Genomic DNA, 14,923 nt, shown 5'->3' with positions numbered 1-14,923 from the left:
GTTGATCACTGTGCCGGCGAAAAAACCGATAGATGGCGTAAAGCCTTCTATTCTGTGGGGAGGGATCCCCATAGGTGCTGGACTGCAACGGCTCGCCCGCAGTGGGCCGAACGCTGGCTTCAATCGAGGAGCGTAGCCATGCCGCGCAACCTTTGCCTGACACGAGAATGCCTGGGTCTGCAAACCCGGATCGAATGCATGATTCGCCCTTTGGCCGGTGACAAGGGCCTCTGGACCCTGCTGTTCGCTGCGGGCATGGGTGGCGCTCAGCCCTCGGCCGTCAAGGCGCAGGGCCCGTTTCACGGCCCGCAAGTGGCCCAGGGGGTGCTGGAGGCGATCGTTGAGAGCCTATCGATGCACGGCTATGGCGTCTCGGCCGAGCCGCCCATTTGGAGCCTGCACCTGCAGCGCCAATTGCGTGAAATCAATGGCGAGCGCTGTCAGCATTTGGGCGACTACCAATTTCATCCAAAAACTTGAAGGTGTGTGGCGGTTTGCCGCACCTCGTTTAGTTCGTGGCGACAAGGCTATAATCGGGCCCGGTTTTAGTCACCTTGTGAGTTGCAATGGAACGGTTTATCGAACGAACGATGTACGCCTCGCGTTGGTTGCTGGCGCCGATCTACATCGGCTTGTCCCTGGGGTTGCTGGCGCTGTCGTTGAAGTTCTTCCAGGAAGTCTTCCACGTCTTGCCCAATGTGTTTGCCATGACGGAGTCCGAAGTCATTCTGGTGCTGCTGTCGCTGATCGACATGTCGCTGGTGGGCGGCTTATTGGTGATGGTGATGATCTCCGGCTACGAGAACTTCGTCTCGCAACTGGACATCGATGAAGACGTCGAGAAGCTCAGTTGGCTGGGCAAGATGGACTCTTCTTCGCTAAAAATGAAAGTCGCCGCGTCGATCGTGGCGATTTCCTCGATTCACTTGCTGCGGGTCTTTATGGACGCCAAGAACATCGAGCCGCAGTACTTGATGTGGTATGTGATCATCCATATGACTTTTGTGATTTCGGCCTTTGCCATGGGCTATCTGGATAAAGTCACCAAACACTGAAGGGGGCTGCCTGCATGAACGTCGAGCAACTGACCGAGTACGCCCACCAAGGCCAGGTCAATACCCTGGACCTCATCTCGATCGAGGGCGGTATCTATCTGCTTGAGGCGCACCTGCGTGACGGCTCGCAGTTGCTCAGGTCGGACAATGGCAAAGCCCTGCACCTGCGCTCGGCCGAGCATGCGCGCAACGTGCTGGAAAAACTGCCGCCGGTGCCGTTTTTTCTGGTGCACGCGTCGGCCTACGACGAAATGTGTGGCCTGGGTACCGCAGCGGGTGAGCCCCTGCGCGTACCCATCGCGCTGCGCCCGTCGTTCTAACCCGCCACTGGGGTGTGCTAGGCTGCTCGCCCTTTTAAAAGCGGAGCAGCGAAATGTCCGAAGTGAACCTGTCGACCGATGAAACCCGTGTCAGCTATGGCATCGGCCGCCAATTGGGCGACCAATTGCGTGACAACCCGCCACCGGGCGCCAGCTTGGACGCGATTCTGCTGGGCTTGACCGATGCATTCAACGGCCAGGCGAGCCGCGTCAGCCATGACGACCTGAACGCCAGTTTCAAAGTCATCCGCGAAGTGATGCAAGCCGAGGCGCAAGCCAAAGCACAAGCCGCTGCCGGCGAAGGCCTGGCTTTCCTGGCAGACAACGCCAAGCGCGACGGTATCACCACCCTGGCTTCGGGCCTGCAGTACGAAGTGCTGACCAGCGGTGACGGCGCTACGCCCAAAGCTGACAGCAACGTGCGGACCCACTACCACGGCACCCTGATCAACGGGACCGTGTTCGACAGTTCCTACGACCGTGGGCAACCGGCTGAATTTCCGGTCAATGGCGTTATTCCGGGCTGGACCGAGGCGCTGCAATTGATGAAGGCCGGCAGCAAATGGCGTTTGTACGTGCCAAGCGAGTTGGCCTACGGCGCCCAGGGCGTCGGCAGCATCCCGCCGCACAGTGTGCTGGTGTTTGACGTTGAGCTTTTAGAGGTGCTGTAAAGGATCGGGGGCAAGCCCCCTCCTACGACAGGCGCGCCGGTAGGAGGGGGCTCGCCTCCGATCTTGTCACGCTTAACGCAATTCCCCCGCCGGCCGCCGACAGGCACGCCGGTAGGAGGGGGCTTGCCCCCGATCTTGTCACGCTCAATGCAATTCCCCAGCCGGCCGCAAAGCCCGCGCATAGCAGAACAGAAACAAATTACGCACCATCTCCTTGAGCACCCCAGGCTCGCTGGAGCTCAGCCCGCTGAGATCCAGGTCACCCTGCTCGCGCAGTTCATCCAGTGCTTCTTCGTGCAGTACCGCGCAGATCTCCCCGGTGTCCCGGTGCAGAATGCGCAGGTAAGGGTGCGGGCGGTCCAGCCATGCATCGATCAAATAGGTCATGTGATTCTCCTTGAGCTTTCAATGAGAATAATTCCTATTCAATAAATAGCAAGAACCAATTTGCTGAATCGTTCTTCAGACCTTGCGCACGAACTCTGATTTCAGCTTCATCGCACCGATGCCATCGATTTTGCAGTCGATGTCGTGGTCGCCGTCGCACAGGCGGATATTTTTTACTTTAGTGCCCACCTTGACCACCAGTGACGAGCCTTTGACCTTGAGGTCTTTGATCACGCTGACTGTGTCGCCATCAGCCAGCACATTGCCCACCGAGTCTTTGATCACTGCCTCGTCGCTGGCGGCCTCGGTGTCGGCGCTGGCCGACCATTCATGGCTGCATTCCGGGCAGATCAGCTGCGTGCCGTCTTCGTAGGTGTATTCAGAGTTGCATTTCGGGCAGGCGGGAAGGGCGCTCACGAGAATCCTTAAGGTCACGAGGAATAAAGGCGCGCATTGTATAGGGTTTTTACCGCTGCCGAACAGGTGCGGGGGCAAGCGAAGCATTGCCCCCCACTTGGAGCTTTAGTGCGTGCGGGCTACCGCGAACTCGCTCAGCTCTACCAGGGCGTCGCGGTACTCGCTGGCTGGCAGCGTTTCCAGGCAGGCGATGGCCCGCGCGACGTAGTCCCGCGCCAGTTGGGCGGTGTAGTCCAGGGCACCGGAGCTTTCCACGGCTACGCGGATGCTCTCGAGGTCCTCGATACCGCCTTTCTGGATCGCCTGGCGGACCAACGCGGCCTGCTCAGCGGTGCCCTCGCGCATGGTGTAGATCAGCGGCAGGGTGGGTTTGCCTTCGGCCAGGTCGTCGCCGACATTCTTGCCCAGGGTCTCGGCATCGCCACGGTAGTCGAGCAAATCGTCCACCAACTGGAAGGCCACGCCCAAGTGATCGCCAAAGGTGCGCAGGGCTTCGCGCTGCTCGTCGCTGGCTTCGGCGAGGGCCGCTGCGCTGTGGGTCGAGGCCTCGAAGAGCATGGCGGTCTTGCCGCGAATCACTTCCATGTAGGTTTCTTCGGTGGTGCTGGCGTCGCGCACTTTCGACAGTTGCAGGACCTCGCCTTCGGCGATGATGCGTGTGGCCTGGGAGAGGATGCGCATGACCGACATCGAGCCCAGTTCGACCATCATCTCGAACGAGCGCGAATACAGGAAGTCGCCCACCAGCACGCTGGGTGCGTTGCCCCACATGGCATTGGCGGTGGAGCGGCCGCGGCGCATGCCAGACATGTCGACCACGTCGTCGTGCAGCAGGGTCGCGGTGTGCAGGAATTCGATGGTGGCGGCCAGCAGGCGCAGGTCGTCACCTTCGCGGCCGAGCGCTTTGCCGCACAGCAGAACCAGCAGCGGACGCAGGCGTTTGCCCCCGGCGGACGTGATGTAATCGCCGATTTTCGACACCAGCGGTACACGCGAAGTCAGCTGTTTCTTGATGATTTCATCAACGGCGCTAAAATCGTCCGCTACCGCACGGTAGAAAGCTTGGGGTTGCATCAGCGACTGTTGCTCCAGAAGGGTTGCGCGGCATGCTAGGTTGCGGGTACACCCCTGTCAAGGCAAAGGCCTGACCTCTTGCCATCAACCCAAGCCTTGCGTACAATCGCGCACCCTAACTTCCTGGGCAGCACCTGCCTTACGCAATTGCATTCGGGGCGTTCCAACCCGTCGCAGCCATGCCAGCCAACACCTCTACTTATAAAGAGCTGGGTGAGCAGGATTATCGGAGAAATACCATGTCGTACGCAGTAATCGTTACCGGTGGCAAGCAATACAAGGTCGCCCCAGGTGAATACCTGAAGATCGAAAAGCTGGAAATCGCCACCGGCGAATCCGTTACTTTTGATCGCGTTCTGTTGGTCGCCAATGGCGACGACGTGAACATCGGCGCCCCAGTCGTAGCTGGCGCCACCGTTGTGGCTGAAGTGATCTCCCAAGGTCGTCACGATAAAATCCGCATCATCAAGTTCCGTCGTCGTAAGCACCACATGAAGCGTATGGGCCACCGCCAGTGGTACACCGAGATCAAAATCACCGGTATTCAGGCTTAATTTCAGCCTAATCCTCACTAGGAGAATTGACTCATGGCACACAAAAAAGCTGGTGGTAGTACCCGTAACGGTCGCGACTCAGAATCGAAACGCCTTGGCGTGAAGATGTATGGCGGCCAGGCTATCATCCCGGGCAACATCATCGTGCGTCAGCGCGGCACCCAATTCCACGCCGGTTACGGTGTGGGCATGGGTAAAGATCACACCCTCTTCGCTAAAATCGAAGGCGTGATCAAGTTCGAAGTCAAAGGCGCCTTCGGTCGTCGTTACGTGAGCGTTGTCGCGGCTTAATCGCGAGATCGCTGGAGAAGCCCTGTCTCGCGACGGGGCTTTTTCGTTTATGGGATGAGTCTCTTGCAAAGCTGTTTGCTGGGGCTGTCGGCGCGGGAACGTCACACGGTCTGCCGCGGTCATTTTTGCAAGGGTCTTATGCTTTCCTGTTTTTGGTTTTTTGGCTCGCCCATGTGGCGAGAGGCGTTATTTTTATGAAGTTTGTGGATGAAGTATCGATCCGAGTGAAGGCGGGCGATGGCGGCAATGGCTGCATGAGCTTTCGTCGGGAAAAGTTTATTGAAAACGGTGGCCCCAACGGCGGCGACGGTGGCGATGGCGGTTCCATTTATCTGGTGGCCGACGAAAACCTCAATACCCTGGTGGACTACCGCTATACCCGGCATTTCGACGCCGAGCGTGGCTCTAACGGTGGCAGCACTGACTGCACCGGTAAGAAGGGCGAAGACATGGAGCTGCGGGTGCCGGTCGGCACCACGGTGATCGATGCGTCCACCCAGGAAGTCATCGGCGACCTGGTCAAAGCTGGCCAGCGCTTGATGGTGGTGCAGGGTGGTTGGCACGGTCTGGGGAACACGCGCTTCAAGTCCAGCACCAACCGTGCGCCGCGCCAGACCTCGCCCGGCAAACCCGGCGAGCAGCGTGACCTCAAGTTGGAAATGAAAGTGCTGGCCGATGTGGGCCTGCTGGGCTTGCCGAACGCGGGTAAAAGTACCTTTATTCGTTCGGTGTCGGCCGCCAAGCCGAAGGTAGCCGATTACCCCTTCACCACCTTGATCCCGAACCTGGGTGTGGTCAGCGTCGACCGTTGGAAGAGCTTTGTCATCGCTGACATTCCAGGGCTGATCGAAGGCGCTTCCGATGGTGCTGGCCTGGGTATTCGTTTTCTCAAGCACTTGGCGCGTACGCGTCTGTTGCTGCACCTGGTCGACATGGCGCCGTTGGACGAAACCAGCGCGCCGGATGCCGCTGAAGTCATCGTCAGTGAGCTGACCAAGTTCAGCCCGTCGCTGGCTGAGCGTGACCGCTGGCTGGTGCTCAACAAGTGTGACCAGATCCTCGAAGAGGAGCACGAAGCGCGGGTCAAGGAAATCGTCGATCGTCTGCAGTGGGAAGGCCCGGTCTACGTGATTTCGGCCATTGCCAAGGAAGGGACCGAGCGCCTGACCCGTGACATCATGCGCTACCTCGAAGACCGTGCCGACCGCTTGGCCCATGACCCGGCCTATGCCCAGGCGCTGGCTGAGCTCGATCAAAACATCGAAGACGAAGCCCGTGCCCAGTTGCAGGCCCTGGATGACCAGCGCGCCCTGCGCCGTACCGGTGTGAAGAGTGTTCATGACATCGGCGACGACGATGACTGGGACGAAGAAGACGCCGAGGACGGCCCAGAGATCATTTACGTGCGCGATTGATACCCCGCGCACGCAATCACGGGGCTTGCCCCTGATCTTGCCGCCCGTAGTAAACTAAGCGCCGCTCATTCGAGCGGCGTTTTGGTTTCTTATAGGTTCGAACATGATGCGGAGCAAGGTGACAGGTGCCCAGCGCTGGGTCGTCAAGATCGGCAGTGCGCTATTGACGGCCGATGGCAAGGGCCTGGACCGTACAGCGATGGCGGTGTGGGTCGAGCAGATGGTTGCGCTGCACAACGCCGGTATCGAGTTGGTGCTGGTGTCCTCGGGTGCAGTGGCAGCGGGCATGAGCCGGCTCGGCTGGACCAAGCGTCCCAGCGGCATGCACGAGTTGCAGGCGGCGGCAGCCATCGGCCAGATGGGCCTGGTGCAGGCCTGGGAGTCGAGCTTTGCCGAGCATGGCCGGCACACGGCGCAAATTCTGCTCACCCACGACGACCTTTCCGACCGCAAGCGCTACCTCAATGCGCGCAGCACCCTGCGCACGCTGGTAGAGCTGGGCGTGGTGCCGGTCATCAACGAGAACGACACGGTGGTCACCGACGAAATTCGTTTCGGTGACAACGACACCCTGGCGGCGCTGGTGGCGAACCTGGTCGAGGCCGACCTGTTGGTGATCCTCACTGATCGCGACGGCATGTTCGATGCCGACCCGCGCAATAACCCTGACGCCCAATTGATCTTCGAGGCGCGCGCCGATGACCCGGCCCTGGATTCAGTCGCTGGCGGCACGGGCGGTGCGCTGGGGCGCGGGGGTATGCAAACCAAGCTGCGCGCGGCGCGGCTGGCGGCGCGTTCTGGTGCGCACACGATCATCGTCGGTGGGCGTATCGAGCGCGTGCTGGACCGGCTGCGCGGAGGCGAGCGCCTGGGTACGCTGTTGTCGCCGGAGCGCAGCCTGCTGGCGGCGCGCAAGCAATGGCTCGCCGGCCACCTGCAGACCCGTGGCACCCTGGTGCTCGATGCGGGCGCCGTGGGTGCCTTGGAACACTCAAGCAAAAGCCTGTTGCCCGTAGGGGTCAAGCAGGTCCAGGGCAGCTTCCGCCGCGGCGAGATGGTCGTCTGCGTGGCTCCCGATGGCCGCGAAGTCGCCCGGGGCCTGGCCAATTACAGTGCTTTGGAGGCGCAAAAGATCATTGGGCAGTCCTCCGAGGCCATTGAGGGGCTGCTCGGATACATTGCTGAGCCCGAGCTGGTTCATCGCGATAATCTGATTCTGGTTTGATCCTCTAAGGGTTCTATGATGCGAAGGTTAAATGGCTTGCTGGGTGTGCTGTTGTGTGTGCCGCTGCTGGCCTCGGCCGAGGTGGTGGGCGAGGTGTCCACGGTGTTCAAGTGGGTAGGGCCTAACGATCGCATCGTGGTCGAGGCGTTTGACGACCCCAAGGTCGAAGGCGTGACTTGCTACCTGTCGCGGGCCAAGACCGGTGGCGTCAAAGGCGGCCTTGGCTTGGCCGAGGACCGTGCCGAAGCGTCGATCGCCTGTCGCCAGGTGGGGCCGATCAAGTTGCCGGAGCAAATGAAAGACGGCGACGTGGTGTTCAAAGAGCGCACCTCGCTGGTCTTCAAGACCATGCAGGTGGTGCGCTTCCTCGACAAGAAGCGCAACACCCTGGTCTATCTGGTTTACAGCGACCGGGTCATCGAAGGCAGCCCGCAGAATGCGGTCACGGCCATTCCGATTCGGCCCTGGGTGGCGGAGTAACCTTGGGTGAGGCCGGGGTGAGCCCTCGGTCTCCTGCGCAGCAAACGCTCATAGCGAAAATGCAGGCACAAAAAAGCCGACCCTGGGGTCGGCTTTTTGCATCGCGGCGTATCGCTTAGGCTGCAGCAGCCAGGTTCAGCGCCTTGATGTGGCCATTCAGACGGCCTTTATGACGAGCAGCTTTGTTCTTGTGGATCACGCCTTTGTCGGCCATACGGTCGATAACTGGCACGGCCAGAACATAAGCAGCTTGTGCTTTTTCGGCGTCTTTTGCGTCGATGGCTTTAACTACATTCTTGATGTAGGTGCGAACCATGGAACGCAGGCTGGCGTTGTGGCTGCGACGCTTCTCAGCCTGTTTTGCACGTTTTTTGGCGGAAGGTGTGTTGGCCACCGTCGAGCTCCTCGAAAGACTTTTTTGAAATAGCAAACAAATAAGGCCGCGAATCATGCCGATCTGTTGACGTGTTGTCAAGGGTGCATGATACGTTCCGCTGAGTGGTCGCGCTGGCGAGAAGTGCATTCACTTCTGCTGCCCGACCTGTAAACTCGCGGAGTTTTGGCTCTGCCTGCTGATGCGGCGCGGAGTATCGCACACCTGAGCCTGCCATTGGCGGCTCTTTGTCTACGGGCGTGAAAATCTTTCGATGAATCTTCTCAAATCGTTGGCTGCAGTCAGCTCTATTACGATGGTTTCCCGCGTGTTGGGCTTTGTCCGCGATACCATTTTGGCGCGCATTTTCGGCGCGGGCACCGCCACCGATGCCTTTTTCATCGCCTTTAAGTTGCCCAACCTGCTGCGGCGCATCTTTGCCGAGGGCGCGTTCTCCCAGGCGTTCGTGCCGATTCTCGCCGAATACAAAAGCCAGCAGGGCGAGGAGGCCACCCGTACCTTTATTGCTTACGTGGCCGGCCTGCTGACGCTGTCGTTGGCGGTGGTGACCGTGCTGGGCGTGCTGGCGGCCCCCTGGGTGATCTGGGCCACCGCGCCGGGTTTCGCCGACACACCGGAAAAATTCCAGCTCACCACTGACCTATTAAGGGTGACGTTTCCTTATATATTACTGATCTCGTTGTCGTCGTTCGTCGGCGCTATTCTTAACACCTACAACCGTTTCTCGGTGCCGGCCTTTACCCCAACGCTGCTGAACCTGGCGATGATTGGCTTTGCCCTGTTCCTGACGCCCTATTTCAACCCGCCCGTGATGGCGCTGGGTTGGGCGGTGTTGGTCGGTGGGTTGTTGCAGTTGCTTTACCAACTGCCGCACCTGAAAAAAATCGGCCTGCTGGTGCTGCCGCGCTTGAGCCTGCGCGACACCGGCGCGTTGCGGGTGATGAAGCAGATGCTGCCGGCGATCCTAGGGGTGTCGGTCAGCCAGATCTCACTCATCATCAATACCATTTTTGCCTCGTTCCTGGTGGCGGGGTCGGTGTCGTGGATGTATTACGCCGACCGCTTAATGGAGCTGCCTTCCGGAGTACTGGGCGTGGCGTTGGGCACGATTTTGCTGCCAACCTTGTCCAGAACCTATGCCAGCAAAGACCGTGAAGAGTATTCGCGCATCCTCGACTGGGGCCTGCGCTTGTGTTTCGTGCTGGTGTTGCCGTGCGCCCTGGCCTTGGCGATCCTGGCCGAGCCGCTTACCGTGGCGTTGTTCCAATACGGCAAGTTCAGCGCGTTCGACGCCGCCATGACCCAGCGGGCCTTGATCGCCTACTCCTTCGGTCTGCTCGGGATCATCCTGGTCAAGGTGCTGGCGCCTGGTTTTTATGCCCAGCAGAACATTCGTACGCCGGTCAAGATTGCGATTTTCACCCTGGTCGCCACGCAGTTGTTCAACCTGGCCTTGATCGGCCATTTGCAACACGCCGGCCTGGCGCTGGCGATCAGCCTGGGCGCGTGCCTGAATGCGGGTTTGCTGTATTGGAAGCTTCGCCAGCAAAAATTGTTTCAGCCGCAAGCGGGGTGGGGCGGTTTTCTCGGGCGCCTGGTCCTGGCGGTAGCGGCCATGTCGGCGGTGCTTTTAGGGCTGTTGCAGGTCATGCCCGCGTGGGCCGACGGGCAAATGCTCGAGCGTTTCCTGCGCCTGGGGCTGCTGGTGGGGGCGGGCGTGCTGGTGTATTTCGGTGTGCTGTTCGCGTTGGGCTTTCGCCTGAAGCATTTCGCTCGGCGCGGCTTGGCATGATCCAGAGGGGCGTTGGCGGTCGGTTTTGTAAAAGGCCCGGCTGATTGCCGACGCAGTTGCCTGTCGTTGCGGCGCGGGTGTGGTTATAATCGACCACTTTATGAGCAAGAAGCGCGTTATGCAGCTGGTTCGAGGCCTCCACAATTTGCGCCCCCAAGATCGGGGCTGTGTCGCCACCATTGGCAATTTCGACGGCGTCCACCGTGGCCACCAGGCGATCCTGGCGCGTCTGCGCGAGCGTGCGCTGGAACTCGACCTGCCCAGCTGTGTGGTGATCTTCGAGCCGCAGCCGCGGGAGTACTTTGCCCCGCAAACTGCGCCGGCACGCCTGGCGCGTTTACGCGACAAGCTGCGCCTGCTGGCCGCTGAGGGCGTCGACCGGGTACTCTGCCTGGCCTTCAACCAGCGGCTGAGCAAGCTCAGTGCCAGCGAGTTCGTCGACACCATTTTGGTCGACGGCCTGGGCATCAAGCACCTGGAAGTCGGCGACGACTTCCATTTTGGTTGCGACCGCGTAGGCGACTTCGCATTCTTGCAGCAGGCCGGCAAAACCCGTGGCTTCACCGTTGAAGCGGCGCAAACTGTCGAGTTGCAAGGGGTGCGTGTCAGCAGCACGCAGGTCCGCAAGGCCCTGGCGGCGGCTGATTTCAATCTGGCCGAGGGTTTGCTCGGCCGCCCGTTCCGCATTGTCGGGCGGGTGCTGCATGGGCAGAAACTGGCGCGCCAACTGGGCTGGCCGACTGCCAATGTGCAGCTCAAGCGGCGTCGGGTGCCGTTGACCGGGGTTTACCTGGTCAGTGTGCCGATCGATGGCGTGCAATGGCCGGGAGTCGCCAACATAGGCGTGCGGCCAACCGTTGCAGGTGATGGCAAAGCCCACCTGGAAGTGCATCTGCTGGACTTTGCCGGTGATCTGTATGGCCGGCGTTTGACGGTGGCGTTCCACCAGAAGCTGCGTGATGAGCAGCGTTTCGCCTCCCTTGAGGCGCTGAAGTCGGCGATAGATGCGGATGTCGCCGCCGCCCGTGCCCACTGGCACGGCCAACCGCTAAATTGAAAGAGCCTGAGATGACCGACTACAAAGCCACGCTAAACCTTCCGGACACCGCCTTCCCAATGAAGGCCGGCCTGCCCCAGCGCGAGCCGCAAACTCTGCAGCGCTGGGACAGCATTGGCCTGTACCAGAAGCTTCGCGAAATTGGCAAAGACCGGCCCAAGTTCGTCCTGCACGACGGCCCGCCGTACGCCAATGGCAGCATCCACATCGGTCACGCGGTCAATAAGATCCTCAAGGACATGATCGTGCGCTCCAAGACCCTCTCGGGTTTCGATGCGCCCTATGTTCCGGGTTGGGACTGCCACGGGCTGCCCATCGAGCACAAGGTCGAAGTCACCCACGGCAAGAACCTTGGCGGTGATAAAACCCGCGAGCTGTGCCGCGCTTATGCCAGCGAGCAGATCGAGGGCCAAAAGGCCGAATTCATTCGCTTGGGCGTACTGGGCGACTGGTCCAACCCCTACAAAACCATGAATTTCAGCAACGAGGCCGGTGAAATCCGTGCCTTGGCCGAGATGGTCCGTAACGGTTTTGTGTTCAAGGGCCTGAAGCCTGTGAACTGGTGTTTCGATTGCGGTTCGGCCCTGGCCGAGGCGGAAGTCGAGTACGCCGACAAAAAATCCCCCACCATCGACGTGGCGTTCCCGGTCGCTGACGCGCAAGCTTTGGCCGCCGCCTTCGGCTTGCCGGCGCTGAGCAAGCCCGCCGCCATCGTGATCTGGACCACCACGCCGTGGACCATCCCCGCCAACCAGGCGCTCAACGTGCACCCGGAGTTCAACTACGCCCTGGTCGACGTCGGCGACCGCCTGCTGGTGCTGGCCGAAGAGCTGGTCGAAACCTCTCTTGCGCGCTACAACCTGCAAGGTTCGGTGCTGGCCACCACCGTTGGCGCCAAGCTGGAGCTGGTCAACTTCCGCCATCCATTCTACGAACGTCTGTCGCCGGTGTACCTGGCGGACTACGTGGAGTTGGGCGCGGGCACCGGCGTGGTGCATTGCTCCCCGGCCTATGGCGTGGACGACTTCAACATCTGCAAGCAGTACGGCCTGGTCAACGATGACATCATCAGCCCAGTGCAGAGCAACGGCGTGTACGTCGACTCCCTGGAATTTTTCGGTGGCCAGTTCATCTTCAAGGCCAACCAAAACATCGTCGACAAGCTGAGCGAAGTCGGCGCCTTGATGCACACCGAAGTGGTCAGCCACAGCTACATGCATTGCTGGCGCCACAAGACCCCACTGATCTACCGCGCCACCGCGCAGTGGTTCGTGGGCATGGACAAAGCCCCAGTGCACGGTGACACCCTGCGCGAGCGCGCCATCAGCGCCATCGAACAAACCAAATTCGTCCCGGCCTGGGGGCAAGCGCGCTTGCATTCGATGATCGCCAACCGCCCGGACTGGTGCATCTCGCGGCAACGAAACTGGGGCGTGCCGATCCCGTTCTTCCTGCACAAAGCCACCGGCGAGTTGCACCCGCGCACCGTCGAGCTGATGGAAACCGTTGCCCAGCGCGTCGAAGCCGAAGGTATCGAAGCCTGGTTCAAACTGGACGCCGCCGAGCTGCTGGGCGACGAGGCCGCGCAGTACGACAAGATCAGCGACACCCTGGATGTCTGGTTCGACTCCGGTACCACCCACTGGCATGTCCTGCGCGGCTCGCACCCGATGGGCCACGAGCAGGGCCCACGGGCCGACCTCTACCTGGAAGGCTCCGACCAGCACCGCGGCTGGTTCCACTCCTCGTTGCTGACCGGTTGCGCCATCGATGAGCATGCGCCGTATCGCGAGTTGCTCACCCACGGCTTCACGGTCGACGAGAACGGCCGCAAGATGTCCAAGTCGCTGGGTAACGTGATCGCCCCGCAAAAGGTCAACGACACCCTCGGCGCCGACATCATGCGTTTATGGGTCTCGGCCACGGACTACTCCGGCGAAATGGCCGTGTCCGAAACCATCTTGCAGCGCAGCGCCGACGCTTACCGGCGGATCCGCAACACCTCGCGTTTCTTGCTTTCCAACCTGAGCGGCTTCAACCCGGCCACCGACCTGCTGCCGGCCGAAGAAATGCTCGCGCTGGACCGCTGGGCCGTCGACCGTGCCTTGCTGCTGCAACGCGAGCTGGAAGAACACTACGGCGAATACCGCTTCTGGAACGTCTACTCCAAGGTGCATAACTTCTGCGTGCAGGAGCTCGGCGGTTTCTACCTCGACATCATCAAGGACCGCCAGTACACCACCGGCGCCAACAGCACGGCTCGGCGTTCCTGCCAGACCGCGCTGTTCCATATCAGCGAGGCCCTGGTGCGCTGGATCGCGCCGATCCTGGCGTTTACCGCAGACGAGCTGTGGCAGTACCTGCCAGGCGAGCGTAACGAGTCGGTCATGCTCAACACCTGGTACGAAGGCCTGAGCGAACTGCCAGAAGGCTTCGAGCTGGGCCGTTCGTATTGGGAAGGGGTCATGGCGGTCAAGGTCGCGGTCAACAAAGAGCTGGAAAACCAGCGTGCCGCCAAGGCCATCGGTGGTAACTTGCAGGCCGAAGTGACCCTTTACGTCGAAGACGCGCTGAACGACAGCCTGAGCAAACTCGGCGACGAACTGCGCTTCGTGCTCATCACCTCGGCCGCTACCCTGGCGCCTCTGGCCCAGGCCCCGGCCGATGCGGTGGCGACTGAGGTGTCGGGCATGAAGCTCAAAGTGCTCAAATCTGGCTACACCAAGTGCGCGCGCTGCTGGCATTGCCGCGAAGACGTGGGCGTCAACCCGGAGCATCCAGAGATCTGCGGGCGTTGCGTCGACAACATCAGCGGTGCAGGCGAGGTACGCCACTATGCTTAATCAGCCCGTCGGCCGCTTCGGGCGTTTGCCCTGGTTGGGGTTGAGCTTGCTGGTGCTGGTCTTGGACCAGTTCACCAAGTTCTACTTCGAAGGCACCCTCAGCCTGTATCAGCAGATCGTGGTCATTCCCGACTACTTCAGCTGGACCCTGGCTTACAACACCGGTGCGGCCTTCAGCTTTCTGGCCGACAGTGGCGGTTGGCAGCGGTGGTTGTTTGCCCTCATCGCCATTGTGGTCAGCACCGTTCTGGTGGTTTGGCTCAAGCGCCTGGGGCGCGATGAAACCTGGTTGGCCGTAGCCCTGGCATTGGTGCTGGGCGGCGCGCTGGGTAACTTGATCGACCGTGTACTGCTGGGCCATGTGGTGGACTTCATCCTGGTGCATTGGCGCAACCAGTGGTATTTCCCCGCGTTCAACCTGGCTGACAGCGCCATTACCCTAGGCGCGGTGATGTTGGCCCTGGATATGTTCAAATCCAAAAAGGCAGGAGAACCTGCGCATGACTGAGCAACGTATCGGCCAGAACACCGAGGTGACCCTGCATTTCGCCTTGAACCTGGAAAACGGCGACACCGTCGACAGCACCTTCGACAAAGCGCCCGCCACGTTCAAAGTCGGTGACGGCAACCTGCTGCCAGGCTTCGAGGCCGCCATATTCGGTTTCAAAGCCGGTGATCGGCGCACCGTCACGGTGTTGCCGGAGAACGCCTTCGGCCAGCCCAACCCGCAAAACGTACAGGTTATGCCGCGTTCGCAGTTCGAAGGCATGGAGCTGTCGGAAGGGTTGCTGGTGATTTTCAACGACGCGGCCAACACGGAGCTGCCGGGCGTGGTCAAAGGCTTCGATGAAGCTGAAGTGACCGTGGACTTCAACCACCCGCTGGCGGGCAAGACGCTAAGCTTCGAAGTGGAAATTCTTTCAGTCACGGCGCTCTAGGGCGCGCGTG

18 protein-coding genes are annotated in these 14,923 nt (G+C 60.6%); 14 read left to right on the top strand and 4 right to left on the bottom strand.

Annotated features, from left to right (window positions below):
* The first annotated feature begins 138 nt into the window (after positions 1-138).
* From QCL65_RS21655 to QCL65_RS21640, 4 genes are all read left to right on the top strand, one after another.
* Positions 139-480: a hypothetical protein gene (locus QCL65_RS21655; protein WP_407312438.1), complete on the top strand. Its 342-nt coding sequence runs from the start codon at positions 139-141 to the stop codon at positions 478-480.
* 86 nt (positions 481-566) lie between these two features.
* A complete protein-coding gene (locus QCL65_RS21650; RefSeq protein WP_407312436.1) occupies positions 567-1,055 on the top strand; it encodes a TIGR00645 family protein in 489 nt (162 codons plus the stop codon).
* A gap of 14 nt (positions 1,056-1,069) precedes the next feature.
* Complete coding sequence (locus tag QCL65_RS21645; protein WP_407312434.1) at positions 1,070-1,375, top strand: DUF6482 family protein; 306 nt, start codon at positions 1,070-1,072, stop codon at positions 1,373-1,375.
* Between the two features lie 53 nt (positions 1,376-1,428).
* Entirely contained in the window at positions 1,429-2,046 is a 618-nt protein-coding gene (locus tag QCL65_RS21640) for an FKBP-type peptidyl-prolyl cis-trans isomerase (RefSeq protein ID WP_407312432.1), read from the top strand.
* A gap of 144 nt (positions 2,047-2,190) precedes the next feature.
* Here the strand turns inward: QCL65_RS21640 and QCL65_RS21635 are convergent, their stop codons facing one another.
* From QCL65_RS21635 to QCL65_RS21625, 3 genes are all read right to left on the bottom strand, one after another.
* Positions 2,191-2,433 (bottom strand): hypothetical protein, encoded by a 243-nt coding sequence (locus QCL65_RS21635; RefSeq protein WP_407312430.1) that lies wholly within the window; start codon positions 2,431-2,433, stop codon positions 2,191-2,193.
* 75 nt (positions 2,434-2,508) lie between these two features.
* Positions 2,509-2,850 carry a zinc ribbon domain-containing protein YjdM gene (locus tag QCL65_RS21630; RefSeq protein ID WP_407312428.1) on the bottom strand — a complete coding sequence of 114 codons (342 nt, stop codon included), beginning with the start codon at positions 2,848-2,850 and terminating at the stop codon, positions 2,509-2,511.
* A 105-nt stretch (positions 2,851-2,955) separates the two neighbouring features.
* Positions 2,956-3,924, bottom strand: a complete 969-nt coding sequence (locus QCL65_RS21625; RefSeq protein ID WP_407312426.1) for a polyprenyl synthetase family protein — start codon at positions 3,922-3,924, stop codon at positions 2,956-2,958.
* Between the two features lie 239 nt (positions 3,925-4,163).
* On the opposite strand from QCL65_RS21625, the gene rplU reads away from it, so the two are divergent.
* The 5 genes from rplU (at position 4,164) to QCL65_RS21600 (ending at position 7,889) form a co-directional block, all read left to right on the top strand.
* Entirely contained in the window at positions 4,164-4,478 is a 315-nt protein-coding gene (rplU, locus tag QCL65_RS21620; protein ID WP_003230856.1) for a 50S ribosomal protein L21, read from the top strand.
* Between the two features lie 33 nt (positions 4,479-4,511).
* Positions 4,512-4,769: a 50S ribosomal protein L27 gene (rpmA, locus tag QCL65_RS21615; RefSeq protein ID WP_407312423.1), complete on the top strand. Its 258-nt coding sequence runs from the start codon at positions 4,512-4,514 to the stop codon at positions 4,767-4,769.
* A gap of 194 nt (positions 4,770-4,963) precedes the next feature.
* Positions 4,964-6,184 (top strand): Obg family GTPase CgtA, encoded by a 1,221-nt coding sequence (cgtA, locus tag QCL65_RS21610; protein ID WP_407312421.1) that lies wholly within the window; start codon positions 4,964-4,966, stop codon positions 6,182-6,184.
* A 106-nt stretch (positions 6,185-6,290) separates the two neighbouring features.
* Positions 6,291-7,409, top strand: coding sequence for a glutamate 5-kinase (gene proB, locus QCL65_RS21605; protein ID WP_407316975.1), 1,119 nt, complete (start codon positions 6,291-6,293; stop codon positions 7,407-7,409).
* A gap of 18 nt (positions 7,410-7,427) precedes the next feature.
* Entirely contained in the window at positions 7,428-7,889 is a 462-nt protein-coding gene (locus QCL65_RS21600; protein ID WP_407312419.1) for a CreA family protein, read from the top strand.
* Between the two features lie 115 nt (positions 7,890-8,004).
* Here the strand turns inward: QCL65_RS21600 and rpsT are convergent, their stop codons facing one another.
* Positions 8,005-8,283 (bottom strand): 30S ribosomal protein S20, encoded by a 279-nt coding sequence (gene rpsT / locus QCL65_RS21595; RefSeq protein ID WP_407312417.1) that lies wholly within the window; start codon positions 8,281-8,283, stop codon positions 8,005-8,007.
* Between the two features lie 253 nt (positions 8,284-8,536).
* Between rpsT and murJ the strand changes: the two genes are divergently transcribed.
* The 5 genes from murJ (at position 8,537) to QCL65_RS21570 (ending at position 14,913) form a co-directional block, all read left to right on the top strand.
* Positions 8,537-10,075, top strand: a complete 1,539-nt coding sequence (murJ, locus tag QCL65_RS21590) for a murein biosynthesis integral membrane protein MurJ (protein WP_407312415.1) — start codon at positions 8,537-8,539, stop codon at positions 10,073-10,075.
* 118 nt (positions 10,076-10,193) lie between these two features.
* Positions 10,194-11,132, top strand: a complete 939-nt coding sequence (ribF, locus tag QCL65_RS21585) for a bifunctional riboflavin kinase/FAD synthetase (RefSeq protein ID WP_407312413.1) — start codon at positions 10,194-10,196, stop codon at positions 11,130-11,132.
* 11 nt (positions 11,133-11,143) lie between these two features.
* Positions 11,144-13,975, top strand: a complete 2,832-nt coding sequence (gene ileS, locus QCL65_RS21580; protein ID WP_407312411.1) for an isoleucine--tRNA ligase — start codon at positions 11,144-11,146, stop codon at positions 13,973-13,975.
* A complete protein-coding gene (gene lspA, locus QCL65_RS21575) occupies positions 13,968-14,483 on the top strand; it encodes a signal peptidase II (RefSeq protein ID WP_407312409.1) in 516 nt (171 codons plus the stop codon). Before ileS ends, lspA begins: the two co-directional genes overlap by 8 nt.
* Positions 14,476-14,913, top strand: a complete 438-nt coding sequence (locus QCL65_RS21570; RefSeq protein ID WP_407312407.1) for a peptidylprolyl isomerase — start codon at positions 14,476-14,478, stop codon at positions 14,911-14,913. Before lspA ends, QCL65_RS21570 begins: the two co-directional genes overlap by 8 nt.
* The last annotated feature ends 10 nt before the right edge of the window (positions 14,914-14,923 follow it).

It is taken from the genome of Pseudomonas sp. nanlin1 (assembly GCF_045571515.1).
Taxonomy (GTDB): domain Bacteria; phylum Pseudomonadota; class Gammaproteobacteria; order Pseudomonadales; family Pseudomonadaceae; genus Aquipseudomonas.
Note: the sequence above shows the minus strand (reverse complement) of the source record. Positions and strands in the feature narration are given on the sequence as shown.

Coding starts and splice junctions, on each gene's coding strand:
- QCL65_RS21655 (WP_407312438.1), top strand. CDS start 139: ATGCCGCGCAACCTTTGCCTGACACGAGAATGCCTGGGTCTGCAAACC.
- QCL65_RS21650 (WP_407312436.1), top strand. CDS start 567: ATGGAACGGTTTATCGAACGAACGATGTACGCCTCGCGTTGGTTGCTG.
- QCL65_RS21645 (WP_407312434.1), top strand. CDS start 1,070: ATGAACGTCGAGCAACTGACCGAGTACGCCCACCAAGGCCAGGTCAAT.
- QCL65_RS21640 (WP_407312432.1), top strand. CDS start 1,429: ATGTCCGAAGTGAACCTGTCGACCGATGAAACCCGTGTCAGCTATGGC.
- QCL65_RS21635 (WP_407312430.1), bottom strand. CDS start 2,433: ATGACCTATTTGATCGATGCATGGCTGGACCGCCCGCACCCTTACCTG.
- QCL65_RS21625 (WP_407312426.1), bottom strand. CDS start 3,924: ATGCAACCCCAAGCTTTCTACCGTGCGGTAGCGGACGATTTTAGCGCC.
- rplU (WP_003230856.1), top strand. CDS start 4,164: ATGTCGTACGCAGTAATCGTTACCGGTGGCAAGCAATACAAGGTCGCC.
- rpmA (WP_407312423.1), top strand. CDS start 4,512: ATGGCACACAAAAAAGCTGGTGGTAGTACCCGTAACGGTCGCGACTCA.
- cgtA (WP_407312421.1), top strand. CDS start 4,964: ATGAAGTTTGTGGATGAAGTATCGATCCGAGTGAAGGCGGGCGATGGC.
- proB (WP_407316975.1), top strand. CDS start 6,291: ATGCGGAGCAAGGTGACAGGTGCCCAGCGCTGGGTCGTCAAGATCGGC.
- QCL65_RS21600 (WP_407312419.1), top strand. CDS start 7,428: ATGCGAAGGTTAAATGGCTTGCTGGGTGTGCTGTTGTGTGTGCCGCTG.
- murJ (WP_407312415.1), top strand. CDS start 8,537: ATGAATCTTCTCAAATCGTTGGCTGCAGTCAGCTCTATTACGATGGTT.
- ribF (WP_407312413.1), top strand. CDS start 10,194: ATGCAGCTGGTTCGAGGCCTCCACAATTTGCGCCCCCAAGATCGGGGC.
- ileS (WP_407312411.1), top strand. CDS start 11,144: ATGACCGACTACAAAGCCACGCTAAACCTTCCGGACACCGCCTTCCCA.
- lspA (WP_407312409.1), top strand. CDS start 13,968: ATGCTTAATCAGCCCGTCGGCCGCTTCGGGCGTTTGCCCTGGTTGGGG.
- QCL65_RS21570 (WP_407312407.1), top strand. CDS start 14,476: ATGACTGAGCAACGTATCGGCCAGAACACCGAGGTGACCCTGCATTTC.